Genomic DNA, 24,156 nt, shown 5'->3' with positions numbered 1-24,156 from the left:
GAGCCGGCGATTGTTAGAAGGGTACGCCCGCTCGGGTCACAAGCAGTAATGCTCTGGCCGATTAGAAGATCTCCGCTCGTACCGTAGATGAGGTCGAGGGCACTGGCTCAGATTGTGAGTTCCGGTTGTTCTCTTGAGACGCCGTAGCTCGCCAGGATCCGCGCCCGAGGTGTTTAGACACCGCGCTATGCAACGAGTAAGGCCGTATTGATCTCGATCGGACCGGTCTCAAGCAAAAATCAAGCGCATCTCAAGGACAAATCGCCTCACCAGCCCAATCTCTGAGCATGCTCTCGGCGACAAATGTTGGAGCCGGTGTCGCGACAGTCCGCTTGCGGAGCGCGATACCGAGCGCAGTCACCAGATGCACAGCTAGGATCATGGTCTGCGGCCGGAATTGACGGCGCAGCTTCGACAGGTGCTCGCATGAAAAGACGAGAGTTCATCTTGTTGATTGGTGGAGCATTGGCCTGGCCTGCGATCGCACGGGCGCAGGGCGGAGCCAAGCTGCATCGGATCTTCTGGGTCTCCACCGAGTCCCAACCAGATCCCTTCCTGGACGGCTTTCGCGAGGGAATGCGCGCACTGGGATACGTCGAGGGCAAGACCGTAACCTTCGAGACGCATTATGCCCCCGGAGATCCGCAGGCACTGCGCAAGATCGTCTCCGAATTGCAGCGAGGGGATATCGACCTTGTGGTCTCGAGCGGTCCGGCGACACGCGTCATGACTGCGGTCACCGACGTCCCCGTGCTGTTTGCATTGAGCGGTGACCCCGTCGCTTTGGGTGTGGTGAAGAGCCTTGCTCACCCCGGCACCAATTTCACCGGCAGCACATTCCTGTCGCTCGAGCTGGCAGGAAAGCGCGTTGAGCTGCTCAAGGACATTTATCCAAAGCTGCGAAAACTGGCGGTCTTCTCGAACACGGATCATCCGGGAGAGCCATTGGAATGGCGTGCGACTTTGGAGTCGTGCCGGAATCTCGGCATTGAGGCAGCCTACGTTCCGTTCTGTGGCGCCCGCGAAATCGAGAATGGGTTGATGGCTGCCGGCAAGGTGGACGCGGATGCTCTCCTCGTGTTTCCCGATGTTGTGACGCTGGTGCATCGTGCGAAGATTGCGGAGTTTGCAATCGCGCACCGGCTGCCTTCGATGTTTGGCTGGTCTGAATATTGTGACGCTGGAGGTCTCTTGAGTTACGGCGCAAACCAGCGCACGACCTATTATCGGCTTGCCACTTATGCCGATCGCATCCTGCGCGGTGAAAATCCGTCAGACCTTCCGGTGATGCGCCCCGAGAAGTTTGAACTGGCAGTCAATCTGAAGACAGCCAGGCTTCTGGGTATCGACCTGGATGTGTCGTCGATCCTGTTTCGCGCCAGCAAGGTGATCTCCTGAGAGTAGTTATGACGGACGGTGCTGCGCAGTCCTCTTCGTGTACGATGCCCCCGCGTCGCTCGCTGTTCTGCAAGTACTTCGCGACGTTGTTTGTCGCCGCGGTCGTGCCTCTGATACTCGGCGCGGCCGTCGAGGCTTCTTTCGGTTACCGAGACCAGCGCCGCCAGATCAGCGCGGTGCTGCAGGCCGATGCTCGCGCGGCGTCCGACAGGATCGAGGCGTTCACCGATGGCATCCGAGATCAGCTGGGTTGGATGGTACAGCTTCCCTGGTCTGCCGGAGACGATGCGCAACATAAGATCGATGCCTTGCGCCTCCTCCAGCAGGTGCCCGCAATCGTTTCGGTTTCGCTTCTGGATGAGACCGGTACCGAACGGGTCTTTGTTTCCAGGCTGCATCTGAACAGGACCGGGCGCGGCATTGATATGTCTACGGATCCCGCTGTTCTGGGCGCACGCGCCAACAAGGTTTGGTACGGACCGGTTCAGTACCAGCGAGATTCAGAGCCCTACATGAGGATCGCGGTTGCCGGGAGCCTGCCGGCCGCGGGGGTTGCGATCGCCGAGGTCAATCTGAAGCTGATCTGGGATGTCATCGCAGCCATTAGAATTGGCGAGACCGGCTACGCCATTGTCGTCGATGATTCCGGTCATCTGATCGCACATCCCGATATCAGTCAGGTCCTGCGCGGCCGCGCCAGCTCGGGCAGTTTCGGCCGGATCAAGCATCTCGCCGGCGCGGCGAGCGGAGCGGCGGTGATAACCGGGGACCAAGGCAACCCGGTAGTGGCGCTATCCGTTCAGGCCGCCGATGTGGGATGGACGGTGATCGCGATGCAGCCGGCCTCGGAAGCCTTTGCATCAATTCGCGCGGCGTTGTGGCGCTCGTCAATTCTCATTGCCTTTGGTGTTCTCATCGCCCTGGCGCTCGCCTATTGGCGCGCGCACAGAATGTCCGGCCCGATCAAGCAACTGGAAGAGGGCGTGGAGCGGATCAGAACCGGACAATTCGAGCATCGCATCAAAATCTTCAGCGGTGACGAGTTGCAGCAACTGGCATTGCGCTTCAATGAAATGGCTTCTGAACTGGCGATCTCGCAGCAGAAATCTGCGCGGATCGAACGGCTGAAGCAGTTCCTGCCATCACAGGTCGCCGAATTGGTCGAGCATTCTCATGAACTGCTCGAAGGGCAGCGACGCGAAGTGGCTGTCATTTTTGGCGACTTACGCGGCTTCACGGCGTTCTCCACGCGCAATGAACCCGATGTCATCATGGCCGTCATGCGGGAGTATTACGAGGCCGTCGGCGCCGTGACGACTCGTCACGAGGCAACGCTCATCGGCTTTGATGGCGACGGAGTCATGCTCCTGGTCAATGCCCCGGTCGCATGCGAACAGCCGGCAACTCAAGCGGTCCGGCTCGCGATCGACCTGCAAATGACGGTGCAGTCCCTTGCCGGAAAATGGTGCGACGCCGGCCACGCGATCGGCTTTGGTGTGGGCGTTGCCATGGGACCGGCAACGGTAGGAACGGTTGGTTATAACGGTCGGCTAGACTACACGGCGATGGGCGCCGTGGTGAATTTGGCGTCGCGGCTCTGCAATCTCGCGAAGGACGCGCAGATTTTGGCTGATCCCACTATCGCTGGAAGGGTAAGGGATAGCGTTCCGTTGGCATCGCTCGGACAGCGGACCATCAAAGGCTACGACCAGGCCCTCGAAGTCTTTGCTGTCGCACCTGCTGACCTGCCGTTGAAAGCGCCGGGCTCGGGACAACGCCGGCGAGAGAAAGAGCCTCAGGACCACTGATACCCCGGCGTCCGGACGGCTAACGCGTCGCCAGCACCACCGCCGCCAACGTGAAGATCAACGCCGCGATCTGCCCTGCCCCCAGCGGCTCGCCAAGCGCGAGCGCGGAGGCGACGACGCCGATGACGGGCACCGCCATGGTCCCGATCGCCGCCACCGAGGCCGGCAGGCGGGCGAGTGCTGCGAACCAGCTGACATAGGCGATGCAGAACTGCACCACGGTCGAATAGACCAGCAGCCACCAGCCGACCGGCGTCACCTGGGAGAGATGCGCGGTCTCGACCAGGAGGCCGATGATCGAGATCGGCAGGCAGCCGATCCCGATCTGCCAGGCCGCGGCCGTGATCGGCGGCAGATGGATCGGGTACTTCTTCGAGAACACCGTGCCCACCGCGAAGCCGAGCGCGCCGCAGAGCGCCATGATGATGCCCGGCAGCTTCTCGACGCTGGCGGCGATGCCGTTGCCGCCCATGATCGAGGCAAGCCCGACAAAGGCCATCACCAGCCCCAGCGTGCGCGGCACGGTCGGGCGCTCGCCGAGCACCGGCCAGGCGATGATGGAGGCCCAGACCGGCATTGTATAGGCGATCAGCGCTGCCTCGCTCGCGGGCAGCCAGAGCAGCGCCAGGCCCATCAGCACCATCCAGCCGGTGACGTTGAGCACGGCGGCGGTCAGGAGGCGCGGCCAGATCGCGGGGTCCACCTTGAGGCTCTGCCGGCGGATGATCGCCAGCGCCGCCAGCAGCACCGCCCCGAGCACGCCGGTCACCCCGCGCAGCGTCAGCGGCGGCAGCTCGGAGAGCAGGAATTTCGTCACCGGCCAGTTGAAGCCCCAGCCGATCGAGGTGATGGCAAGGAACATCAGGCCGGCCGGGGCGATGCGCGGCCGCGCATCCCGGCGAGTCGAATCAAGCATGTGGGTGGTCCGGCAAAATCGACCCTCAGCTTGGCCCGGATTCGCCCCTGTCGCCACCGCCTCGGCGGGCATGCCTGCCCTCACCTTCCGTAGGGCTACGTGAGTCCCGCTGACGCAATCCCATTGCTCAAAAATATACCTGCCCTGTGAACAGCGGGATGAAGCATCCGCAGCACCACGGGATGCAAATTTTTTCGGTTGGGAATCTCTGAGGACTCACTGATACTTGCCTCCACAACAGGCGCGGGCTTGCCCCCTGTTATCCCCCGCAATCCACCATATTTAGTATTTGATTCAGGAACTCGCACTAGTTCTTGACGGGCGCAACGGAGAGTCCTAGCTTTCGGTCCGTTCGGCGCGAGTGAGTTTGCGTCCCGCCGGCACTCCCCCAAAGGGTCTCGCAAATCTCAACTCCGCCAAGCCAGCCAAAGGCAGCGGATGAGGGCTTGTCTGCCCGCGATAAGCGGACTTTTCGGGCGCCAGAACGGGCCGGCAACAGGCTCGGATGGCATCGGTAGAAGTGACGTTGTGGGGCGTTGAACGCATGTCGGTCTCATCCCCTTGGGGGCGGATGTGTCTGGACATGCCGGCGGATGATCGATGCACGCATCGAACCATCGCGTCGGGAAAAAACAGGGCCGGGTCCACCGGCTGAACTGCGATGCCCCAGGGCCGAACGGCCGCAAGGCATCGCGAAACGAAATGTCGACCCGGCACGCCTGAACGGAGGCGGGTCCGGTCAAAGAATAGGACGGGGCAAGACGATGCGGATTGAGCGGCGCCACACCACGGTAGGACAGTCACCTTACGCGGGAATCGATTTCCGCCAGACCACGTCGGAGATCAGGAATCCCGACGGCTCGGTCGTGTTTAAACTTGATGGCGTCGAGGTCCCGACCGCGTGGTCGCAGGTCGCCTCCGACGTGCTCGCCCAGAAGTATTTCCGCAAAGCCGGCGTTGCCGCGCGCCTGAAGAAGGTCGAGGAGGAATCCGTCCCCTCCTTCCTGTGGCGCTCCGTGCCCGATACTGACGCGCTCGCCGCGCTGCCTGAGAAGGAGCGCTATGTCAGCGAGCTCAGCGCAAAACAGGTGTTCGACCGCCTCGCCGGCTGCTGGACCTATTGGGGCTGGAAGGGCAAGTATTTCTCGACCGACGAGGACGCGCAGGCGTTCTACGACGAGCTCCGCTACATGCTCGCCATGCAGATGGTCGCGCCGAACTCGCCGCAATGGTTCAACACCGGTCTTCATTGGGCCTATGGCATCGACGGCCCCGGCCAGGGCCATTATTACGTCGACCCCTTCACCGGCAAGCTGACCCGCTCGAAATCGTCCTACGAGCATCCGCAGCCGCACGCCTGCTTCATCCAGGGCGTCGGTGACGACCTCGTCAACGAGGGCGGCATCATGGACCTCTGGGTCCGCGAAGCCCGCTTGTTCAAATACGGCTCCGGCACCGGCTCCAACTTCTCGCGTCTGCGCGGTGAAGGCGAAAAGCTCTCCGGCGGCGGTCGCTCGAGCGGCCTGATGAGCTTCCTCAAGATCGGCGACCGCGCCGCCGGCGCGATCAAGTCGGGCGGCACCACCCGCCGCGCCGCCAAGATGGTCGTCGTCGACGTCGATCACCCCGACATCGAGACCTATATCGACTGGAAGGTGAAGGAGGAGCAGAAGGTCGCGGCCCTCGTCACGGGATCCAAGATCAACCAGAAGCACCTCAAGCTGGTGCTGAAGGCCTGCGTCAACTGCGAAGGCTCGGGCGACGATTGCTTCGACCCCGAGAAGAACCCTGCCCTGCGCCGCGAGATCAAGCTGGCGCGCCGCTCGCTGGTGCCCGACAACTACATCAAGCGGGTCATCCAATTTGCAAAACAGGGCTACAAGGACATCCAGTTCGACACCTACGACACCGACTGGGATAGCGAAGCCTATCTCACGGTTTCGGGCCAGAACTCCAACAACTCGGTCTCGCTGAAGGACGACTTCCTGCGCGCCGTGGAAACGGATGGCGACTGGAATCTGAACGCCCGCACCTCCAAGAAGGTGACGAAGACGCTGAAGGCGCGCGACCTCTGGGAAAAGATCGGCTACGCCGCCTGGGCGTCGGCCGACCCGGGCCTGCACTTCAACACCACCATGAACGACTGGCACACCTGCAAGGCGTCCGGCGACATCCGCGCCTCCAATCCGTGCTCGGAATACATGTTCCTGGACGACACGGCGTGCAACCTGGCGTCCGCCAACCTGCTGACGTTCTACAACACCGAGACCAAGCAGTTCGACGTCAAGGGTTATGAGCACCTCTGCCAGCTCTGGACCATCGTGCTCGAAATCTCCGTGATGATGGCGCAGTTCCCGTCCAAGGCCATCGCCGAGCTCTCCTACGAGTTCCGCACGCTCGGCCTCGGCTACGCCAATATCGGCGGCCTGCTGATGACCATGGGCCTGTCGTATGACTCGAAGGAAGGCCGCGCGCTCTGCGCCGCGCTGACCGCTGTGATGACCGGCATCACCTACAAGACCTCCGCGGAGATGGCGGCCGAGCTCGGCACCTTCCCCGGCTACAAGAAGAACGCCGCGCACATGCTGCGTGTCATCCGCAACCACCGCCGCGCCGCGCACGGTGAGGCCTCCGGCTACGAGGCGCTCAGCGTCAACCCGGTGCCGATGGATCTCGTCTCCTGCCCGCAGGCTGACCTCGTCAGCCACGCGCAGGCGGCCTGGGATGCGGCGCTCGCGCTTGGCGAGCAGCACGGCTATCGCAACGCCCAGACCACGGTGATCGCGCCGACCGGCACAATCGGTCTCGTGATGGATTGCGACACCACCGGCATCGAGCCCGACTTCGCGCTGGTGAAATTCAAGAAGCTCGCCGGCGGCGGCTACTTCAAGATCATCAACCGCGCGGTCCCCGCAGCGCTCCGCGCGCTCGGCTATCGCGAAGCTGATATCGCGGAGATCGAGGCCTACGCTGTCGGCCACGGCTCGCTCTCCAACGCGCCCGGCATCAACGCCTCGACCCTGAAGGCAAAAGGCTTCACCGATGAAGCCATCGCCAAGGTCGAGAAGGCCCTGCCGACCGCCTTCGACATCAAGTTCGCCTTCAACAAGTGGACCTTTGGCGAAGACTTCATCCGCGACCAGCTCGGCATCGGTGCCGAGGCGATCGCGGCCCCCGGCTTCGACCTGCTCCAGGCCGTCGGCTTCACCAAGCGCGAGATCGAGGCGGCCAACGTCCACATCTGCGGCGCGATGACCGTGGAAGGTGCGCCGCACCTCAAGGCCGAGCACTATGCGGTGTTCGACTGCGCCAATCCCTGCGGCAAGATCGGCAAGCGCTATCTGTCGGTCGAGAGCCACATCCGCATGATGGCGGCGGCGCAGCCCTTCATCTCGGGTGCGATCTCCAAGACCATCAACATGCCGAACGACGCCACGGTGGAGGACTGCAAGTCCGCCTACATGCTGTCGTGGAAGCTCGCCTTGAAGGCCAACGCGCTCTATCGCGATGGCTCCAAGCTTTCCCAGCCGCTCAACTCGCAGCTCATCAGCGACGATGAGGACGAGGACGATGCGGTCGAGTCCCTTTACGAGAAGCCGATGGCGGCGCGCGCCGCCCAGGTCTCGGAAAAGATCGTCGAGAAGCTGGTCGAGCGCATCATCGTGATGCGCGAGCGCGAGAAGATGCCGGATCGCCGCAAGGGCTACACCCAGAAGGCGGTCGTCGGCGGCCACAAGGTGTACTTGCGCACCGGCGAGTATGACGACGGCCGTCTCGGCGAGATATTCATCGACATGCACAAGGAAGGCGCGGCGCTCCGCTCCTTCATCAACAACTTCGCCATCGCGGTGTCGCTCGGCCTGCAATACGGCGTGCCGCTGGACGAATATGTCGATGCCTTCACCTTCACCCGCTTCGAGCCGGCGGGCCCCGTGCAGGGCAACGACAGCATCAAGTACGCGACCTCGATCCTCGACTACGTCTTCCGCGAGCTCGCGGTGAGCTACATGTCGCGCTTCGACCTCGCCCATGTCGATCCCAACGAGACCGGCTTCGACGCGCTCGGCAAGGGCGTCGAGGAAGGCAAGGAGCCGGACGAGGACGGCGGCCACCACGCGACCCGCCTGGTCTCGCGCGGCCTCACCCGCTCCCGCACCGACAACCTCGTCGTGATGCGCGGCGGCTCCGCCGCCATCGCGCCGGGCAATGACGGCGCCCCCACCGGCGGCAGCAAGGTCACGGCGCTCGCCGCGCACGGCACCAGCGCCCGCGTCGGCGACGCCCTCGAAGGCGCCGTCGCCCTGAAGCAGGAAGCCGCCCACGACCTCTCCCCCACGGAGAAGCTCGAAGCGCTGCAGTGGAGCAAGGCCGGCAGCACCGCCCAGACCCTCGTCCCCACCAAGGCCGAGCGCCGCGCGGAAGCCAAGGCCAAGGGCTACGAAGGCGAGATGTGCTCAGAGTGCGGCAACTTCACGCTGGTGCGGAATGGCACCTGTATGAAGTGCGATACGTGTGGAAGCACGACGGGGTGTTCGTGAGCACCACGTTATAACCGCAACCTTGAAGAGACCCGCTGATCGAGTCAGCGGGTCTTTTGCGGTTGGTCCCCAGGAAACGTTCAGTTGCAAAGGTGCCCGTCACGGGCGAGCAAACGATGAAGTTTCGACTTCTCTACGAAGGTCCGATTGCACCAAGGCAGCGGGCTAGCCTTGTCGACATCCATGCGATCCGGACCGCTCTCGCTCCTCAAATCCGCGAGCTTTGGCAGCACTCGCCTCTAAGAAGTGAGGCAGAAAAGATGCTAAAGGAGAAATATGATATCCCAGCAAGTCAAATCGGAATTTTAGAAACGCGCGGCGCGACCGTCTTTGCACCTCTGGTTTCGAAGCGCTTAGATTTGATGTGCGAACTCGACATCATTTTCCTGCGAAGGCAAGCACCAGGTCAATTGATCGGCGAAGGTGGGGATATTGATAATCGGATCAAAACCCTTCTAGATGCATTGTCGATGCCGCCGCCAGCGCAACAGAAGCACTTCGAAAATACAATTTCGAGCGACCCTATCCATTGCTTGCTGCAGGACGATTCCCTAGTCACCAAATTATCTGTAGAAACAGATCGGCTCCTGAGGCCAGCAGAGAACGAACATGACCTTGTCGCGATCATCGGCGCTAAGATTTCCGCAAGCCGTTTGACTTTCACAAATATTGGTATCGTGAACTAAAAGTGTCGAGTCCGCAGGATAGGTAGCGGGTAGGATGGGTTGAGCCCTTGCGAAACCCATCAATCCGTCCGCCGATGACGATGCATGATGGGGTTCGCAAGAGCTCAACCCATTTTACGAACTACGGTTACAGTGCACTAAATTCGTCCGCTATCGCCGGATCGGCCACTTCGGCTAACTTTCACATGTGGCTCCGATTGAGCGCACACCGAAATCCTCCGAATTGCCTTTGCGGTCGCGCCCTTCCCTCCTAAACTCCCTCCACCACCGGCATGGGTTCCGACGGACCCGGTAGAAGCGGAGTCGAGTTATGCCCAAACCGGAAAGCTTCCCGATCGAGAAGATCTTCGTTCCCACGAAGCAGAAGAAGGCTATCAAGCCCGAGACCGTCGCGGAGGTCGCGGAAAGTATTATGGAGATCGGACAACAGGAGCCCATTTCCGTTCGGCTCGACGGAGACCGCCTCGTTCTGGTCGAGGGACTGCATCGGCTCGAAGCCTGCAAGGCGCTCGGCGAGACGACCATTCTCGGCGTCCTGGTCCCGGCCGAGCTTGCTCAACACAAGCCGCTGCTGTCCGAACGACCCGAAGTCGAGGCAGAGCGCATCAAGATGGCGCGATTGAAACAGTTGCGCCTGGAAAAGGAAGCCGCAGAAGCATCGACGGCTGCCTTGAAGAGCGTCCACGCAACGGAAGCGCCGCGCACCCGTCTGGCGAAAGGCGTCCGCGACAATCCGAAGGCATCACCGGGCCGGACTGCGAAGGCGGCACCGAAATCATTGTCGGCCTGGATCACGCAGCAAAAGGGCAGCGGCGGCCGGTATTGATTGCCGGCAATTTGCTCATGGAGCGCGTAGCCCGGATGGAGCACAGCGAAATCCGGGGCGGTATACCCTGTGGCAACATCCCGGATTGCGCTGCGCTCCATCCGGGCTACCAAATTACAGTGACAGTGCACTCAACTCTTTTGGCCTGATCTTTGGGGACTAAACTCGAACTCACGCCTCCCCCAACCCAAGAATGAAGCTCTCAAAATCCGCCGCGAGTACATTCGTATTCGGGAACTCTGCGAACATTTCGCCACCGTCCGCCGGTTCACGCTCATGCTCCCAGTAGAACACCCGGCCATAGCTGTCCTGCTCCAGGCTGAGCAGGAACAGGTCGCCACCGGGATCGGGCGCGAAGGGGCAGCTCAGGCGGGGGATTCGGTTCATGCTCCGATACATGTCGTAATTGTCGATGACGCCGTAGCTGTCGGTCGGATGGGTCGTGAACAGCAGGTCCAGGACGGTGCGGTCGTTGCGCCAGGGCAGCTCGACGCCGCAGGGCTCGAAGCCGCCACCGTCGGATTGCGCCAGCAGCGCTGTGTAGGGCGCGGGCAGCGGCGCGCCGATATGTTGTTCCAGCGCGCGGATGGCGTCGGAATTCGCCGGTGGGCGTCGGTTGTCCATGAGATCGAGATAGTTCATGGGCCTAGGCGTCCTGTCCCGTGGTCATGAAGTCGCCGCCCCGGTGGGCGAGCGCTCTGCCTATGCTACGTGATCCTAGCTGCATGGCTTCATGTCTTGATGGAGGCGCCATGCATCATTGTCTCCGCGATTTACGCCCCCAGCGTCCATGCCAAAGAAAAGCAAGCTCCTCCTCCGCCTTCGCAGAACCCGGCGGAGCGTCCAGTGGGCGCGAAAGAAGTTTGCGCGCGCGCCGCGGACGGTCCGGATTACGGGCAGCGTCGTGATCCTTCTGGCAACCCTCGCGCTCCTCAACATCACCTATCAAATCATCCGCAAGCCAACCGAACTCTTCGCCGTCGCCGGTCACGCCCTCGACAAGGAGCCGGCCGAGACCTGGGCGAGCTACGGTCCCCTCTTCCGCAAGCTTTCCACCGCAACGATCACGCCCGAATTACTGGCCGCGCTGGCGCAGGTCGAGAGTTCCGGCAATCCGGTAGCGCGCACCTATTGGCGCTGGCGATGGAGTTTCAATCTGCTGGCGATTTACAAGCCGGCCTCCAGCGCCGTCGGCCTCTTCCAGATGACCGATCCGGCCTTCACTGAAGCCGCACGGTTCTGCGTCCGCGGCAACGCGGTCACGCAGACCGGATGCGGTTTCCCGAGCCTCTACATCCGCGCGATCCCGAGCCATGCCATCGAGCTGGCCTCGGTGTATCTGGACCGCCAGGTGGCGCTGGTTCTCACCCTCGCGGGCGATGTGAAGCCGAGCGCGCAGCAGAAGCAGGATCTGGCCGCCTTCATCCATCTCTGCGGCGCCGGTCCCGCGGCGGCCTATGCGCGGCGCAAATTTGTGATGATCGCGGGGACACGCTGCGGCGATCACCTCGTCGCGGGGTATGTCGGCAGGGTCAATGCGATGAAGCGGCAATTTGTGCGGCTGGCGGCGGAGGACGGCGATTAATGCCGTGATGCCGTAGGGTGGGCAAAGGCACTTGTGCCGTGCCCACCATGTCGCCCGGGTCCGCCATAATTTTTCCTTTGCACGCGCGTTGTGTTGGACAGCGGCGAGACCTATCCTTCCCAAGATCGGACTGCCTCCCATTGACGCCTGACCGGATGGAGAGCGCATCGGTGCCTGAAACGAACGACCCCAAACCTGATACCAGCAAGCCTGATGCCCCCAAGCCGGACCAGGCGCGCGCCGATAGCGGGTTCGCGCAGGCGTACGACCGGATCAAGAGCGCGGAGCAAGACCTGGCGCGGTTGGACCGACTGGTTTCCGGAATGGAACGCGATAGCGAGGGACAGCGGGCCTCACGTGCAAGCGCCGCGCCGACGGCAGCCGCCACTCCCGGAGACGAGGCGCCGAAGCCCGATGCCAGGGTTCCGAGCCCGTACGTTCCGAATACCGGGGGTCGCGATCGAGGCTTGAAGAAAGATCCGGCCATGATGCGCGCCTTGGTCATTCTCGTGCTGGCGATCGCCCTGCTCGGTGCCGCCGTCGCTTCGCAATATCGCGATGAGGCCAGCTCGATCAGCAAGTCGATCATGGCACGATGGGCGCCGCCGGCCGCGAGCAGCCCCCCGCAAGCGTCCGCGGTGGAAGGCCCAGCGCAGCCGCCGGCCCTGCTACTGGCTGCCGCGGGTGATCCGAGCCCGGTGCCCGCGCCGCCGGTCCTCAAGGAAACGGAAAGCGCCCCAAAGCCTGACGCTCCAAGGACTGACGCTCCAAGGCTTGACGCTCCAAGGCCTGGCGCCACAGCGCCCGACCCGTCATCGCCCGATCTGGCGCAATCGCTCAAGGCCATCACCAGCGAGCTTGCGAGCATCAACGGCAAGCTCGAGCAACTGAAAAGCCGCAACGAGCAGACCCTGCGCGAGCAGGCCGACACCATTCAACAGCTCAAGACCGCGCAAGAGAAGGATGCGGCGGACAATGCGCGCCTCGCCGCGCAGGTCCAGGCGCTGCAAACGCAACTGAGCGCGTCATCGGCGTCATCCGCCCCTGCAGCCGCCAAGCCCGTCGTGCGCAGTGTGGTGAGCAACGATTCGGCTGCGCGTGCCCGGCCGCACATCCCGGCGGCGGAACCCCGGCGGCCCAGACCGCCGCCGCGAGGCCCATGGATGCCGCCGCCCTACGACCCATATTACGGCGATCCGGATTGGTGAGCGAGCTGCCGTAGGGTGGGCAAAGCGAAGCGTGCCCACGTCTTGGCTGATTGAGGAGAAGACGTGGGCACGGCGCAAGTGCGCCTTTGCCCACCCTACGAAGCTACTACGCTCTACGTTCGCCTCACCGTATCTCGTTCATCGTCACCTGGGCCGCGATCCCCGTCAGCTCGGGATCTTGCGCCGCAAGCTCCTCATCGGACGGGCCAACCGAGACTTCAGCCATTCTGCGTTTGACCTGTTCGCAGGTCTTGCGCACGTCTTCGGTGAACAGCGCGCATTCTTCGATGCGCTTGAAGATCTTCCGTCCCTCTTCACGATACCCGGCCGCCGTTTCTCGCATGAAGGCGATCGCATCATGAACCTGGGCCGTCAGCGCCTCGCATTTTTGCGCCGCGTCGATCAACTCGGTGCCCATGGCCTCGATCTCTTTTGCCGCGGACTCATAGTCGCGAACGACCGCCTCTGCACTGAGCGCACCGACGCGCGAGACGCCCGCGGTGTGCTCGACGTAATCAGGCAGATTAACTGAAGTAATGAAGCTTCCCGAGCGGATCGACGTGATGTCGGCTTCGAGTTGGACCAAGTTCACGCCGTCCCGCCTGTGCAATTGTTCGACACTTGCCATGACCATTCCTCCCAATACGCGCGCCCAGCACCTCAAACAGCATTGGGTTTATTACGGGGATAAATGTCATTCTACCTCGATGTATCCTTGACAGTCTTCATTTTGCCATTTTTTCCCAATCGCCACCTCTGCACGCAGAGATGACGAGCCACCAAACTTCAACTTGTCCGCGTTCGCGAATTGCTGACGAGCCTGGCACGGATCGAGCGAGGCGGAATCGAGGGTTGCCGCACGCGCAGAACCTTTCATCGGCTGCGTCTCACGCCAACCGCGAGTCTTCAGCCCTGCGTCCGCGCCGGCCGATCACGTGCTCAGAATGTGATCGTACCTCACCACCAATACGGCCAGCGCCATCCCTCATAGCGCACATAGGACGGCACCAGCGGCGGGCCGTAGGGATCAACGCGGTCGTCCTCGGGGCGATAGCGATAGCGCGGAACGACATTGTAATCCCACGGCGTCGGCCTCAGCACGGGCGCCGTGACGATGAGCCGCTCTTGCGGCGCGCGAACGACGACGGCTTTCCGCGTCCGGGCTTCCGCACCTGATGTTGCAAGGCTGCTCAGCACCAGGGCGGTCCCGAGCGCGCAGGCGGCGGTCATTTTTGTCATGCGTTGGTCTCCTTCGCGCAAAGAGTGCAAAAGGACGCGGGGCAAGGCAAGCGAATTTCGCGCGACGAGGCGCGCGCTCGGGCTACGGGGAAGGCTTGCGAAAGCCTATCCCGCATCAACGCCCTCCGGCACCGACCCCGCGACGAGCCCGTCGAGACTGACCATCAGCAAATCGGCGATGTGCATCAGCTGGTACAGCGGGATGTCCGCCTCGCCCTGCTCCACCAGTGCCACGAAGGCAGGCGTGACACTGAGGCGCTGGGCGAGCTGTGCCTCGGTATAGCCGCGGGTCTCGCGTGCGGCCTTGACGCGCGCGCCGATCCCGAGCCGGTGCCGGGCCTGCTCGTCCGCGGTCATCATCGCGGCCTGCTCGTCCGCGCTCGCATAACCGTCCGCGAACGCGCCGCCGATCAGCCTCTCCTTGCGCCAGGCGACCCGGCAGCCCTTGCGCAGGCCGCTCGAGAAAACCAGCGTGAATTCTTCGGCGACCCATGCAGAGCTGTTCAGAGCCACGCGCGCGCCGGTGCCGGAGACATCGCGGATCGTACAGGGCACGCTGACAATGCTGCCGGTGCCGTTGTCGAACTCGATCATGCCGGTGCGCAACGTGTGATGCCTGACTGCGGCGCGATGATCGCTCATGACAGCTCCCGTAAGCTTGCGGCGGCGTCGAGCCGCGGATCGACGCCGCCGTGATCGGAGCAAGCTACCGCAGAATTTTTCCGCTATCCCTAAACTTGGCGCGGTCCGGCCGGGACCAGCTGCTATGGTAAAGGATGCGTCACCTAGTTCTTCAATGCGCCCACGGCGTCGAGCAGCAGCATGTCGCGGTTGGACTCGCAGAAGCGCGACAGCTTGTTCCCATTCCGCTCCAGCTGCTGTGTATCGAGCACCGGATTGTTGCGCCGCCCCGCATAGAAGCCGCTCAGCCAGATGTTAACGCTACGAGTGTGGGTGATGCGCTGGGTGATGTATTGATCGCACGTGATCTTCGACACGTCGACCATCACCTGGGCCTCGGCCTGCGAGGCCATCAGCGTTGCGGCAAGCAGCGCGGCTGCAGCGGCTCTGAACGGGACCATCACATTTTCCTCCAATGACGCGCCAAGGTCCGATGATCGCGCGAAGGGCCGTTGATCCAGATCAACGGCTGCCGACCTGTCGCGCAGCCCCTCGCAGCATCGGCTGAAAAATCGGCCGCCGCGTTCATCGTTCAACAGCGCGAGCGCCCGCGGGATTTGGTCGCGGTCGGTAACCAGCACGTATTCCTGTCGCGCCAGGCTGGCGCCACTCGCAACCACGACCGCTTGCTTCAGGCAAAGGCCGAAGCATCCGGTCGAAATCAGCTTGGCCGGCTTGGTGCCGTCGCGCTTCTTCGCCTTCAGTTCGGATTTCAGTGCGCGCCTGACGTCGCGGCCCTCATTGCTGCGCTCAAGGCACTTCCGGCACACCAGGACCGGGGCCGCGCGGCGCGGTCGCACGATCATCGGACTTGCAGATTTCGGGGACTTTTCGGGCATGGAGAACCTATAGGAGCGTTCCGTTCATATAGGGATGGAACCGCGATCTCGCCGCCGCGGCGGCACGTCGGTCAAGCGCCTTCGCGCCGCTACTCCCGCGCGCGGCGCAACGCCTCCTGCAGCTTCATGCGCTGCTTGTCCCAGCGCGCCTCCTCCGCCGCGGCGCGTTCGTCGAGCGCGGCCCGCTCGGCGTCGATCTCCCCCGCCTTCGCGTCGTGCTGCCGCCTCGCCTTGTCCAGCGCCGCTTCCGCGATGGCGACCGCCTTGTCGCGGCGGGCGCGCGCCTTGGCGCGGGCAGCCTCCTCCTTGCGGCGCTCGGCATCGCGCCGCCGCTCTTCCTTCTCGAATGCCGCAGCGGCCTTGCGGGCGGCCTTATCGTCGATCTTGCCGGATGATTTGTTGGCGGCCTTGGCCGGACGCTTCGTCGATCGCGTCTTGCTGTTGGCCTTGCGTCTGGGCCTGGCGTCGTCATCGACGAGATCGGTGGGCAGCTCGGCGCTTTCGGTGAACGGCCCGTCCGATCCCACGGGGCGCCTGAGCACGACACCTGGCTTGGCCATGGTCGCCGCGACGATATCGGGATCGTCAGTCTCCTTCGCCGCGCCCTGATGAAACAGATTGGAGCTGGCGCCCCAGGCCTCGAGCGCCGCCTTCATCGAAGGCGCGGCGATGGCCTGGTCGTAGAAGCCGAGCGAGGTCTGGTAGGTCTTCAGCTTCCTTTTCGGCTTTGCTGGCATGTGGTCCCGTAATCTCGACTGCGGACGCAGCGTAGCCCGGATGGAGCAAAGCGCAATCCGGGTCTTGTCTCGGAAGGGTGAAATCCCGGATGACGCTTGCGCTCCATCCGGCTGCGCACTCCTCGCGGACGAGCGGCACCATCGCATCATGCCACTGTTTTGCCCGACGCATCAGAACATTATTCGGTAGAACCGAAACACAAGCCTTATCAAGGCCGCCTCTACTGTGCATGGGGTTGTTTTCGCGATTCGATATGTCGGAGGCGTTGAGGCAGCTCAAGTCGCAAGGGCGACATTGCCTCATGGATCAAGCCGGTCGCCAGGATCGCGGCAACCGCATAGGCTCGCGCCCGTCAACGACTCACGGAGGCATCACCATGAACGGCAATCGCCATTACGGCGTCCGCGTCGAGGGCGCGAAATACGGCGTCGGCTTCGGCTCGGCGCTCGCCATCGCGATCTCCTACACCAACAACCATTCGATACTGTGGGCGATCATCCACGGCATCCTGGGCTGGTTCTACGTGATCTTCGTCGCGCTGTTTCGGTGATATCGCACCGGCAGGCGCTGGCGGTTGCAGGCCGGCGGCAGCTTTCCCTTGCTTTCCGCGATCCTGCCCCTACGGTCGCGCCGCGAACGAAGCGTGAGACGAGAGAAGGGTTCAACGAGACTTGCCATGACCGACACGATGAAATGCCCCGCCTGCAGCTCCGAGCACGCCTATCAGGACCGCGATCTCTGGGTCTGCCCGGAATGCGGCCATGAGTGGAGCGGTGCGGCGGAGGCGGCGGCGGACACCGCGCAGGACGCGGGCGTGCGCGATGCCAACGGCAATGTGCTCGCTGACGGCGACAGCGTCATCGTGATCAAGGATCTCAAGATCAAGGGCTCCTCCTCGGTGGTCAAGGGCGGCACCAAGGTGCGCAACATCCGCCTGCAGGACGCCAGCGACGGCCACAACATCGCCTGCAAGATCGACGGCATCGGCGCGATGAACCTGAAGTCGGAGTTCGTGAAGAAGGCGTAGCTCGCGCTAGCTTTGCCGCTGCGCCAGATAGAACCCGCACAGCACCGTCACCAGCCCCGCGGCCTGCAGCATCGTCGGCGGCTCGCCGAGTAGCAGCCAGCCGGTGAGCAGCGTCAGCGCCGGCACGCAGGCCGGAAACACCGCGGCGCGGGCAACGCCGAGGCGCTGGACCGAGACGGCGTAGAGATAGAGCGCGGCGGGGCCCGCGAGCACGCCCTGCGCCAGCGCCTGGATCGCATTCTCGGTCACGCCGATCGCCGCAACATGGGCGAGGCCGACGGTTGCGATGTAGACCGGCAGCAGCAGCAGCGACAGCACGTTGATGACCAGCGCGGCCGACACGGCCGAGACGCGCCAGTGGCGCAGAGCTGCGCCGAAGCCGGCGAACATCAATCCGGTGAGCACGAAGATCAAATCGCCGAGCACGCCGTCGGCCCCGATATGGCCGATCGATTCCGCGCCGATCACACCGAGCCCGCCGACGATGACGACGGCGCCGGCAAGGCGCGAGGCGGAGATGTGCTCCTTCAGCACCACCGCCGCGAGCAGCAGGCCGCCGAGCGTCGCGCAGGAGGGCTGGATCACGCTGCCATGGCCGAGCGGCACGAACAGAAAGCCGGTGTAGGAGATCAGCGACATCACGGGGCCGCCGAGCACCATCAGCACAAGGCCCCTGCTCCAGCCGATACCGCAGAGATCGGAAATGCCGGCCCGGAACACCAGCGGCAGGAACGCGATCCCCGACCAGACATAGCGATGCACCAGGAGATCGACCGGCGTGAAGCCGAGCTTGAGGCCATGCCGCGTGGCGGCAAAGCCGAGCGCCCAGAACAGCGCCGCGGCAAGGCCGCAAGTTACGCCGACCAGTGCCGGCGCCGCATCCTTGTTCTGAGATAGAGCGTCGGCGCCGCTCGTCCGCTGATCCATGGAACAAGCCTTATGTCAGCGTGTAAATCGGCTCAACCCACGCGGCTGCAGGGCTGGCACGCAGCGGTGATTGTGGGGCCCACGCATCACGCCTCCTGTTCGAAGACCATCCGCCATCCCTTGCGCGTATCCATGTATTCCCGCACCTGCCGGATCCGGTCGCCCGCCACGGTGAACACGAAGCAATAGTCGTTCTCGTAGGGCTTGCCGCCGGCCAATGTGGCGCGCATCCGTTCCTCCACGATCACGACGTCGCCGTCGGCGTAGACGCCGCGGAACGCGATATCGATGTTCGAGAACATCCTGTGCATCTCCTGCGCGATGAAACGCGCGATCTGATGCGGTCCCACCATGTGGTCGGTGTGATCGAGCGCGACGGCGCTGGCATTGCCCTTCGGCGCGATCCATTCGGCATCGTCGGTGAACAATGCGGCGATGCGCTCGGCATCGCGCGACGAAAAGATCTTCCACGCGTTCAGGACGATATCTTTCGGGCTGGACATGATGCTCTCCCTCGTTCTCTTTGAGGGTCGCCTTCTAGGCCGCGATGCGCCTTGCAGCTCGCCACAATCGGACTCGGTCATCCCGCAGCCCTTCCGCCGCTGCCGTCATGCGTTATGATCCGGCCATGCTGAGCTTCGATGTCTGCAACGCCGCGCGCCTGCGCCGCGATCCCCGTTATGACGGCCGATTCTTCACGGCGGTGAAGACCACGGGCATCTATTGCCGCCCGGTCTGTCCGGCCAAGCATCCGCTGACGCGCAACGTCGCCTATTATCCGACGGCGGCGGCGGCCGAAGCCGCCGGCTTCCGGCCCTGCCTGCGCTGCCGACCCGAGACCGCGCCGTTCTGCCCGGCCTGGAACGGCACGCGCTCCACGGTGGCGCGGGCCATCAAGTTGATCGATGACGGCGCGCTCGACGAAGGCTCGGTGGTCGATCTGGCGATGCGGCTCGGCATCTCGTCGCGTCATCTGGCGCGCCTGTTCGAGCGCCACGTCGGCGCCACGCCGCAGCAGCTCGCCAGGACGCTACACGTCCAGCGCGCCAAGCGCCTGCTCGACGCCTGCGACGACAGCATGACCGATATCGCATTCCAGGCCGGCTTCGGCAGCCTGCGCAGATTCAACGCCGCCTTCGCCGAACTCTACGGCCGCTCGCCGTCAAGCCTGCGCGCGCGGAGAGCTTAGCGCGCCGCTGGAAGTCGCTCAGAAAAATCCGGGGCTGAGATCGAGGCCGTAGGTCAGGCTCAGCACGAACACGAACAAAGCGGCGGCGGCGAACAAAGCTGTCTGCTTGAGAATGAACGCACGCGGCGACGTGGTGGCGGCAACGACTTTCTGCGCAACGGGCATAATGGCCTCCATTATGATTTCAAAATTGGCCGCAACAATGCGGCGGCCGCATCAAGCAACGCGACGTGCAAAGCAACTGTTAAAAGGATCAAGCCCGTTATGAACGGGCATACATCACCGGCACATTCACGCGAACTTGTTCGCGGCCGGATTCTCAATCAGCGCATCGGTGTCAATTCATCGTGCCGAGACATTTGCACGATGCGCGAGCAGCGTCGATTTCGATCACGTGTTGCAGATGGGTCCCGCCTCTCCGCGGAACCCATCTGCCGTTCACGATGTCAGTTTAGTGGGCCACGCCCACGGTCGCGGTCTTCACCTTGCGAGGGCTGAGCACCTTCGCCTGGTGGACCGAGGCCAGCGTGGTCGGCGCAGCGGTCTGCTGCTCGACATGCGCGGCGCCGAGGACGCGAACCTGCAAGGGCGAGACCGGAAATCCATTGGTCTCGTAAGTCGGCAGTTCGGCGGCGAAAGCCGCGGTGCTGCCAGCGATCGTCAGGATGGCGGCGGCGATCGACAGAGTCTTCTTGTTCATTGGTGATGCTCCTGAGTGGAAGAGTCGGAGCATATTTAGGCGCGTTTTGCTGCGTTGCGACATGCTTTGTTGCATTGCAACAGCGCGTGCTGTGCATGGCGATATGTTTAATGCGTACAACGCGTTGGCCGAATCACCGCCGGCCGCGACATGACGGTTTTATGGACGGTGCTCAGCCACCGAGCACATTGCCCCAGCCATCGAAGAGATAGGCCTTCCAGGCCACGGTTCCGTCCTCGCCCGGGCGGCTGGCCTGGCGGTAATCGTCGGCCTGGTCAGCGGTCCAGGTGATGATCGTGTCCGTGATGCGATCGTGCAGAATGGCGGGCTCGGTGGGATCGAAGGCGTCCATGGGACGAAGCGAGGAATGCGTCATGGCCGACCAAACGCGCCAGCCGCAACAAAGTTGCCGCAACGCATCGGCAAGACGCCCTCATCAAGCGGATGATGCCCGCCCCACACTCCGCCATCGATGCCGTGGCACGACGCCCTATTTCAACGCGGTCGCCAGCGCTTGCAGCTTTGCGACGAGATTGGTGCCGAGCGCATAGATGATCTCGATGATCGCAAGCGCGATGCCGGCTGCGATCAGGCCGTATTCGATCGCGGTGGCGCCGGATTCATCGGCGACGAATTCAGCCCATTTGCATTTCAACTTCACAATCGTGTCCTTCCCAACTCTGCCGGAACGGCCGGCAGGCGAGAAATGCACGAGCACAATCCAAGATTGAGTGAATTCGATCGCTTCAAGTTGACGACAATGAACGCCGCATTTGCTGGCGATTCCGTTGAAAACCGCAGTGGGAACCCGCGTTGCAGCTTGGCAACACCTCCGCGAAAAGCCCGATTTCGCCGAATTACGCCATTGCGTCGCCACACGGTCCTCCGAACAATCGAGGCGCTGCGTGCCTTTCCGTGCAAGACTGTTTTTGCATCATGACTGTTCCGACAAAGCGTGTCCGAACAGAACCGTTTGGAGGCAGGGATCATGAACGATCGGCGGTCTCTTCTGGTGGCGGTCGCGTGCCCCTCGGCCGTTCTCGCCGGCTGGCTGGCACTTTCCCTCTCCGCCTATGCCCCTGCCCTCATCGAGAACAGCGGCGCCAATGCGGCTGCCGTGTCGCGCGCGAAAGATCTCAGCCGGCTCGACCTCGCCGACGTCCCGCACGCTGCGACGATCGAGGACGGCATCGCCTTGACCGCCGACATCGCGGCTGCCGTCGCTGCGGCACCAGCCCCGACGATCACTGAAACGGTGCCCGAGCCTCCCGCCATCAAGCTCGCCTCGGCCGATCCGGCGCTGATCCTTCCGACCGAGACGCCGCCCGCGCCGCAGACATCGCCTGAACCAGAGCCCGTCATCAGCGAGGCTGCCCCAGTTGCAGCGCCGGCGCCCGTCAAGCTCGCATCCGCCGATCCCACCGAGATCGTGACGACAGACGCGCTGTCCCCCGCGGCGATCGCGAGCGGCCCCGTCACGCCTGCGAGCAAGGCATCGCCGCCGGCCGACACCGTCGCCGTGCTCGACGAATGCTTCGTCATGGATGCCTGCATCGACCGCTACCTCTGGGCGCTCTATCAGCGCACCGCAAAAGAGGACTCGATCAAGGTCCAGGAGCGCCGCGCCGTCACTGTCAAGCGCAAGGGCAAGACGGTCACGGTGATGCGCAGCTTCACCAAGCTGGTCGACCAGGATTTCACCTGGAAGGATCCGAAGGCGGCCGAGCACGCCGGCATGTCGATGATGGACTACGTCATCGGCGGCATGGACAAGAGCTTCAAGCGGAAACTGTTCCGCACGCTGCTCGCCGCGGAAGCCGCCGGCCTCTCGCCCGGCATCACCAGCGCGTTCCGTGACGATTATCGCCAGTCGATCGCGAGCGGCCTGAAGGCCGCCTCCGACCGCTCCTATCACGGCGGCAGCACGCGCGGCGGCTACGGCCATGGCATGGCGGCGGATATTGTCAGCACCCAGGGCAATAACCGCGCCCAGCGCTGGGTCTCGACGGAAATTCTGTGGAAGTGGGTCGACGCCAACGGCAAGGCCTACGGCATCGGCCGGCCCTATCTCGGCCGCGATCCGCCGCATGTCGGCCCGGTCGACGGCGCCGAATACATCTCAAAGCGTGGCACGAGCGAGCGCAAGGAAGTCGCCAGCGCCAAACCGAAGAAGACGCGGACTGTTGCGAACGCCAAGCCATCAAAGGCCCAAAAGGCACAGGCCGCGCGCGAGCAGAAGAGTCCGGCCAAGCCGCAGAAGTCGGCGCAATCGACCGGCAAGCGCGCGACCTGAGGCCTACGGCTGGTGTCCCGGCGTCGGCAGCGGCACGAGCCGCATCTCGGCCGTGCCGGCGTCCTGCGTGCGCACCAGCACCGCAAAGATGGTCTCGACCGCAAGCCGCACGGCGGCCCCCGTCGCCTCGCCCTTGGCCAGATGCGCGGCGATCAGGCCCGTGAGGAGATCACCGGTGCCGTAGGGGCGGATCGGCAGGCGCAGCGTCGCAAAGCGCGACAATTGCCCGTCGGCGCAAAGGATCGTCTCCACCTGCCCTTCGGGCGTTTCGGTGAGCGTGCAGCCGGTGGCGACGACTTCGATGCGGCCGGTCCCCGCCAACGCTGTACACGCCGCGCGCAGGCCCTGCGCATCCGCGATCGTGAGACCTGAGAGCAGCTCGAGCTCGAACTGGTTCGGCGTCGCCAGATTTGCGGCCGGCAGCAGTCGGTGCCGGACAACGTCCAAAATGCCGTCGGCGACATAAACGCGGCCATCGTCGCCGATCACGGGATCGCAGAGATAGACGAGCTTCGAATTCCGCGCGAGCCCCCGCTCGACGAAATCGGCGATAACGGCAGCGTTGCCCGGCGAGCCGAGATAGCCCGTCACCAGCACGGCCGCTTCGTCAACCAGCCCGCGCTCCTCCACACCCGTCAGAAGATCGGCAATGAGCTCGGTCTCCAGCACCCGCCCGCGCAGACTCGGATAGCGCGGATGGTTGGACAGCAGCGTCGTCGGCACCGCCGCAACGTTCACGCCCTCCGCCTGGATGGCATAGGCGGCCGCGCTGTTGCCGACATGGCCGTGGACCACCTGGCTTTGAATGGAGATGACGAGCATGAAAGAGGTCCGTAGGGACAAACGACGGGCGATGCAAGTGTAGCCCGTCTCCGCCCCGCGAGCACGCGCCGCCCGCACTTCAGCGTCGCGCCAGCTCGCCGAGGTAAGCGCAGAACATGTCGGCCAGCCCGTCGGCATGACGCGCGATCTCGGCCTCGCTGCGCGGCGTCTCCGAAAACCGCTTGCCGACCTCGCTCAGCGTCGTCTTGATGAGCTCGCTGGCGAGCGCACGGGTCGCCTCCGAGGCTTTCGGCAGCGCTTCCCGCATGAACGCCGCGATGATCCCCTCACCGGCGGCTCGCGCGTCCTGCGCCTCGGGCGCGTCGCGATAGAGCGGCGCCGCATCGCTGAGCGCGCCGCGGATCGCAGCCTCCTCGCACTCGGACAGAATGAAGGCGTGGACCAGCGCGCGCAGCCGCACCGGCGGCGGCTTCGCCCGCTCCTCGAGGATATCGCGCAAGAGATCACTCGTGCGCCGCCACTCGTCGCTCTGGAGACGGAACAGGATCGCGGCCTTGTTCGGAAAATATTGGTAGAGCGAGCCGACGCTCACCCCGGCCCGCTCCGCCACCCGCGCCGTGGTGAAACGCTGCGCGCCCTCCTTCGCCAGGACCTGAACAGCGGCATCGAGAATGGCCGCGACAAGCTCGCTGGAGCGGGCCTGTTGCGGCTGCTTTCGTGAGGAAATTGAACGGCTTCGACGCTCGGCCATGGCTCACTCAGGCAATGCGAATAG

General features: G+C 63.6%; 27 protein-coding genes. 11 read left to right on the top strand and 16 right to left on the bottom strand.

Annotation, left to right across the window (positions count from 1 at the left end; genetic code table 11):
* Window positions 1-426 precede the first annotated feature (426 nt).
* Together CV770_RS26120 and CV770_RS26115 are read left to right on the top strand one after the other, a co-directional pair.
* Window positions 427-1,398 carry an ABC transporter substrate-binding protein gene (locus CV770_RS26120; protein WP_104464392.1) on the top strand — a complete coding sequence of 324 codons (972 nt, stop codon included), beginning with the start codon at window positions 427-429 and terminating at the stop codon, window positions 1,396-1,398.
* Between the two features lie 8 nt (window positions 1,399-1,406).
* Window positions 1,407-3,206 carry a cache domain-containing protein gene (locus CV770_RS26115; protein WP_104464391.1) on the top strand — a complete coding sequence of 600 codons (1,800 nt, stop codon included), beginning with the start codon at window positions 1,407-1,409 and terminating at the stop codon, window positions 3,204-3,206.
* A 19-nt stretch (window positions 3,207-3,225) separates the two neighbouring features.
* On the opposite strand, the gene CV770_RS26110 is transcribed toward CV770_RS26115, so the two are convergent.
* A complete protein-coding gene (locus CV770_RS26110) occupies window positions 3,226-4,122 on the bottom strand; it encodes a DMT family transporter (RefSeq protein ID WP_104464390.1) in 897 nt (298 codons plus the stop codon).
* A 764-nt stretch (window positions 4,123-4,886) separates the two neighbouring features.
* Here CV770_RS26110 and CV770_RS26105 point away from each other — a divergent pair.
* From CV770_RS26105 to CV770_RS26095, 3 genes are all read left to right on the top strand, one after another.
* Window positions 4,887-8,660, top strand: coding sequence for a vitamin B12-dependent ribonucleotide reductase (locus tag CV770_RS26105; RefSeq protein WP_104464389.1), 3,774 nt, complete (start codon window positions 4,887-4,889; stop codon window positions 8,658-8,660).
* A 116-nt stretch (window positions 8,661-8,776) separates the two neighbouring features.
* Window positions 8,777-9,346, top strand: coding sequence for a hypothetical protein (locus CV770_RS26100; RefSeq protein WP_146101350.1), 570 nt, complete (start codon window positions 8,777-8,779; stop codon window positions 9,344-9,346).
* Between the two features lie 310 nt (window positions 9,347-9,656).
* A complete protein-coding gene (locus tag CV770_RS26095; protein WP_104464387.1) occupies window positions 9,657-10,172 on the top strand; it encodes a ParB N-terminal domain-containing protein in 516 nt (171 codons plus the stop codon).
* A gap of 171 nt (window positions 10,173-10,343) precedes the next feature.
* Here CV770_RS26095 and CV770_RS26090 read toward each other — a convergent pair whose 3' ends face one another.
* On the bottom strand, window positions 10,344-10,814 hold the full coding sequence (locus CV770_RS26090; RefSeq protein ID WP_104464386.1) for an SMI1/KNR4 family protein: 471 nt from the start codon (window positions 10,812-10,814) through the stop codon (window positions 10,344-10,346).
* A gap of 148 nt (window positions 10,815-10,962) precedes the next feature.
* Between CV770_RS26090 and CV770_RS26085 the strand changes: the two genes are divergently transcribed.
* Window positions 10,963-11,757: a transglycosylase SLT domain-containing protein gene (locus CV770_RS26085; RefSeq protein ID WP_104464385.1), complete on the top strand. Its 795-nt coding sequence runs from the start codon at window positions 10,963-10,965 to the stop codon at window positions 11,755-11,757.
* 485 nt (window positions 11,758-12,242) lie between these two features.
* Window positions 12,243-12,965, top strand: a complete 723-nt coding sequence (locus tag CV770_RS26080; RefSeq protein ID WP_245453864.1) for a hypothetical protein — start codon at window positions 12,243-12,245, stop codon at window positions 12,963-12,965.
* Window positions 12,966-13,089: 124 nt separating this feature from the next.
* On the opposite strand, the gene CV770_RS26075 is transcribed toward CV770_RS26080, so the two are convergent.
* The 6 genes from CV770_RS26075 to CV770_RS26050 all read right to left on the bottom strand — a co-directional run bounded on the left by CV770_RS26075 (window position 13,090) and on the right by CV770_RS26050 (window position 16,461).
* Window positions 13,090-13,593, bottom strand: a complete 504-nt coding sequence (locus CV770_RS26075) for a hypothetical protein (RefSeq protein ID WP_165637357.1) — start codon at window positions 13,591-13,593, stop codon at window positions 13,090-13,092.
* Window positions 13,594-13,659: 66 nt separating this feature from the next.
* On the bottom strand, window positions 13,660-13,842 hold the full coding sequence (locus CV770_RS41745; RefSeq protein WP_146101349.1) for a hypothetical protein: 183 nt from the start codon (window positions 13,840-13,842) through the stop codon (window positions 13,660-13,662).
* 80 nt (window positions 13,843-13,922) lie between these two features.
* Window positions 13,923-14,204, bottom strand: coding sequence for a hypothetical protein (locus tag CV770_RS26070; RefSeq protein WP_028144876.1), 282 nt, complete (start codon window positions 14,202-14,204; stop codon window positions 13,923-13,925).
* 105 nt (window positions 14,205-14,309) lie between these two features.
* A complete protein-coding gene (locus CV770_RS26065) occupies window positions 14,310-14,846 on the bottom strand; it encodes a helix-turn-helix domain-containing protein (RefSeq protein WP_104464383.1) in 537 nt (178 codons plus the stop codon).
* Window positions 14,847-14,989: 143 nt separating this feature from the next.
* Entirely contained in the window at window positions 14,990-15,466 is a 477-nt protein-coding gene (locus CV770_RS43445; RefSeq protein WP_245453863.1) for an HdeA/HdeB family chaperone, read from the bottom strand.
* Between the two features lie 347 nt (window positions 15,467-15,813).
* Complete coding sequence (locus CV770_RS26050) at window positions 15,814-16,461, bottom strand: cell envelope biogenesis protein TolA (RefSeq protein ID WP_104464382.1); 648 nt, start codon at window positions 16,459-16,461, stop codon at window positions 15,814-15,816.
* A gap of 377 nt (window positions 16,462-16,838) precedes the next feature.
* Between CV770_RS26050 and CV770_RS42760 the strand changes: the two genes are divergently transcribed.
* Together CV770_RS42760 and CV770_RS26040 are read left to right on the top strand one after the other, a co-directional pair.
* Entirely contained in the window at window positions 16,839-17,012 is a 174-nt protein-coding gene (locus CV770_RS42760) for a hypothetical protein (protein WP_201760044.1), read from the top strand.
* A gap of 126 nt (window positions 17,013-17,138) precedes the next feature.
* On the top strand, window positions 17,139-17,489 hold the full coding sequence (locus CV770_RS26040) for a zinc ribbon domain-containing protein YjdM (protein ID WP_018322971.1): 351 nt from the start codon (window positions 17,139-17,141) through the stop codon (window positions 17,487-17,489).
* 6 nt (window positions 17,490-17,495) lie between these two features.
* Here CV770_RS26040 and CV770_RS26035 read toward each other — a convergent pair whose 3' ends face one another.
* The gene (locus tag CV770_RS26035) at window positions 17,496-18,416 is read right to left on the bottom strand and encodes a DMT family transporter (protein ID WP_091956906.1); all 921 of its coding nucleotides are present in this window, start codon (window positions 18,414-18,416) and stop codon (window positions 17,496-17,498) included.
* Window positions 18,417-18,502: 86 nt separating this feature from the next.
* Window positions 18,503-18,919, bottom strand: a complete 417-nt coding sequence (locus CV770_RS26030; RefSeq protein WP_104464380.1) for a nuclear transport factor 2 family protein — start codon at window positions 18,917-18,919, stop codon at window positions 18,503-18,505.
* 125 nt (window positions 18,920-19,044) lie between these two features.
* Between CV770_RS26030 and CV770_RS26025 the strand changes: the two genes are divergently transcribed.
* The gene (locus CV770_RS26025; protein ID WP_104464399.1) at window positions 19,045-19,605 is read left to right on the top strand and encodes a bifunctional transcriptional activator/DNA repair enzyme AdaA; all 561 of its coding nucleotides are present in this window, start codon (window positions 19,045-19,047) and stop codon (window positions 19,603-19,605) included.
* Window positions 19,606-19,623: 18 nt separating this feature from the next.
* Here the strand turns inward: CV770_RS26025 and CV770_RS42755 are convergent, their stop codons facing one another.
* From CV770_RS42755 to CV770_RS26010, 4 genes are all read right to left on the bottom strand, one after another.
* Entirely contained in the window at window positions 19,624-19,770 is a 147-nt protein-coding gene (locus CV770_RS42755) for a hypothetical protein (RefSeq protein WP_162832230.1), read from the bottom strand.
* 286 nt (window positions 19,771-20,056) lie between these two features.
* Window positions 20,057-20,305: a hypothetical protein gene (locus CV770_RS26020; RefSeq protein WP_104464379.1), complete on the bottom strand. Its 249-nt coding sequence runs from the start codon at window positions 20,303-20,305 to the stop codon at window positions 20,057-20,059.
* Window positions 20,306-20,477: 172 nt separating this feature from the next.
* Complete coding sequence (locus CV770_RS26015; RefSeq protein ID WP_091956908.1) at window positions 20,478-20,681, bottom strand: hypothetical protein; 204 nt, start codon at window positions 20,679-20,681, stop codon at window positions 20,478-20,480.
* A gap of 114 nt (window positions 20,682-20,795) precedes the next feature.
* Window positions 20,796-20,960 carry a Flp family type IVb pilin gene (locus CV770_RS26010; protein ID WP_028144887.1) on the bottom strand — a complete coding sequence of 55 codons (165 nt, stop codon included), beginning with the start codon at window positions 20,958-20,960 and terminating at the stop codon, window positions 20,796-20,798.
* Between the two features lie 333 nt (window positions 20,961-21,293).
* Here CV770_RS26010 and CV770_RS26005 point away from each other — a divergent pair, with 333 nt between their 5' ends.
* The gene (locus CV770_RS26005) at window positions 21,294-22,598 is read left to right on the top strand and encodes a M15 family metallopeptidase domain-containing protein (RefSeq protein ID WP_104464378.1); all 1,305 of its coding nucleotides are present in this window, start codon (window positions 21,294-21,296) and stop codon (window positions 22,596-22,598) included.
* Between the two features lie 3 nt (window positions 22,599-22,601).
* Here the strand turns inward: CV770_RS26005 and pdxY are convergent, their stop codons facing one another.
* Window positions 22,602-23,420, bottom strand: coding sequence for a pyridoxal kinase (gene pdxY / locus CV770_RS26000; RefSeq protein WP_104464377.1), 819 nt, complete (start codon window positions 23,418-23,420; stop codon window positions 22,602-22,604).
* A gap of 79 nt (window positions 23,421-23,499) precedes the next feature.
* Window positions 23,500-24,132: a TetR/AcrR family transcriptional regulator gene (locus CV770_RS25995; protein ID WP_104464376.1), complete on the bottom strand. Its 633-nt coding sequence runs from the start codon at window positions 24,130-24,132 to the stop codon at window positions 23,500-23,502.
* Between the last annotated feature and the right edge of the window lie 24 nt (window positions 24,133-24,156).

The organism is Bradyrhizobium sp. AC87j1, assembly GCF_002936975.1.
GTDB lineage: Bacteria > Pseudomonadota > Alphaproteobacteria > Rhizobiales > Xanthobacteraceae > Bradyrhizobium > Bradyrhizobium shewense.
This window is presented reverse-complemented; position numbering and strand designations above follow the sequence as displayed.

Excerpts from the sequence above, each read along its gene's own strand:
- CV770_RS26120 (WP_104464392.1), top strand. The coding sequence starts at position 427 with ATGAAAAGACGAGAGTTCATCTTGTTGATTGGTGGAGCATTGGCCTGG.
- CV770_RS26115 (WP_104464391.1), top strand. The coding sequence starts at position 1,407 with ATGACGGACGGTGCTGCGCAGTCCTCTTCGTGTACGATGCCCCCGCGT.
- CV770_RS26110 (WP_104464390.1), bottom strand. The coding sequence starts at position 4,122 with ATGCTTGATTCGACTCGCCGGGATGCGCGGCCGCGCATCGCCCCGGCC.
- CV770_RS26105 (WP_104464389.1), top strand. The coding sequence starts at position 4,887 with ATGCGGATTGAGCGGCGCCACACCACGGTAGGACAGTCACCTTACGCG.
- CV770_RS26100 (WP_146101350.1), top strand. The coding sequence starts at position 8,777 with ATGAAGTTTCGACTTCTCTACGAAGGTCCGATTGCACCAAGGCAGCGG.
- CV770_RS26095 (WP_104464387.1), top strand. The coding sequence starts at position 9,657 with ATGCCCAAACCGGAAAGCTTCCCGATCGAGAAGATCTTCGTTCCCACG.
- CV770_RS26090 (WP_104464386.1), bottom strand. The coding sequence starts at position 10,814 with ATGAACTATCTCGATCTCATGGACAACCGACGCCCACCGGCGAATTCC.
- CV770_RS26085 (WP_104464385.1), top strand. The coding sequence starts at position 10,963 with ATGCCAAAGAAAAGCAAGCTCCTCCTCCGCCTTCGCAGAACCCGGCGG.
- CV770_RS26080 (WP_245453864.1), top strand. The coding sequence starts at position 12,243 with ATGATGCGCGCCTTGGTCATTCTCGTGCTGGCGATCGCCCTGCTCGGT.
- CV770_RS26075 (WP_165637357.1), bottom strand. The coding sequence starts at position 13,593 with ATGGCAAGTGTCGAACAATTGCACAGGCGGGACGGCGTGAACTTGGTC.
- CV770_RS41745 (WP_146101349.1), bottom strand. The coding sequence starts at position 13,842 with ATGAAAGGTTCTGCGCGTGCGGCAACCCTCGATTCCGCCTCGCTCGAT.
- CV770_RS26070 (WP_028144876.1), bottom strand. The coding sequence starts at position 14,204 with ATGACAAAAATGACCGCCGCCTGCGCGCTCGGGACCGCCCTGGTGCTG.
- CV770_RS26065 (WP_104464383.1), bottom strand. The coding sequence starts at position 14,846 with ATGAGCGATCATCGCGCCGCAGTCAGGCATCACACGTTGCGCACCGGC.
- CV770_RS26050 (WP_104464382.1), bottom strand. The coding sequence starts at position 16,461 with ATGCCAGCAAAGCCGAAAAGGAAGCTGAAGACCTACCAGACCTCGCTC.
- CV770_RS42760 (WP_201760044.1), top strand. The coding sequence starts at position 16,839 with ATGAACGGCAATCGCCATTACGGCGTCCGCGTCGAGGGCGCGAAATAC.
- CV770_RS26040 (WP_018322971.1), top strand. The coding sequence starts at position 17,139 with ATGACCGACACGATGAAATGCCCCGCCTGCAGCTCCGAGCACGCCTAT.
- CV770_RS26035 (WP_091956906.1), bottom strand. The coding sequence starts at position 18,416 with ATGGATCAGCGGACGAGCGGCGCCGACGCTCTATCTCAGAACAAGGAT.
- CV770_RS26030 (WP_104464380.1), bottom strand. The coding sequence starts at position 18,919 with ATGTCCAGCCCGAAAGATATCGTCCTGAACGCGTGGAAGATCTTTTCG.
- CV770_RS26025 (WP_104464399.1), top strand. The coding sequence starts at position 19,045 with ATGCTGAGCTTCGATGTCTGCAACGCCGCGCGCCTGCGCCGCGATCCC.
- CV770_RS42755 (WP_162832230.1), bottom strand. The coding sequence starts at position 19,770 with ATGCCCGTTGCGCAGAAAGTCGTTGCCGCCACCACGTCGCCGCGTGCG.
- CV770_RS26020 (WP_104464379.1), bottom strand. The coding sequence starts at position 20,305 with ATGAACAAGAAGACTCTGTCGATCGCCGCCGCCATCCTGACGATCGCT.
- CV770_RS26015 (WP_091956908.1), bottom strand. The coding sequence starts at position 20,681 with ATGACGCATTCCTCGCTTCGTCCCATGGACGCCTTCGATCCCACCGAG.
- CV770_RS26005 (WP_104464378.1), top strand. The coding sequence starts at position 21,294 with ATGAACGATCGGCGGTCTCTTCTGGTGGCGGTCGCGTGCCCCTCGGCC.
- pdxY (WP_104464377.1), bottom strand. The coding sequence starts at position 23,420 with ATGCTCGTCATCTCCATTCAAAGCCAGGTGGTCCACGGCCATGTCGGC.
- CV770_RS25995 (WP_104464376.1), bottom strand. The coding sequence starts at position 24,132 with ATGGCCGAGCGTCGAAGCCGTTCAATTTCCTCACGAAAGCAGCCGCAA.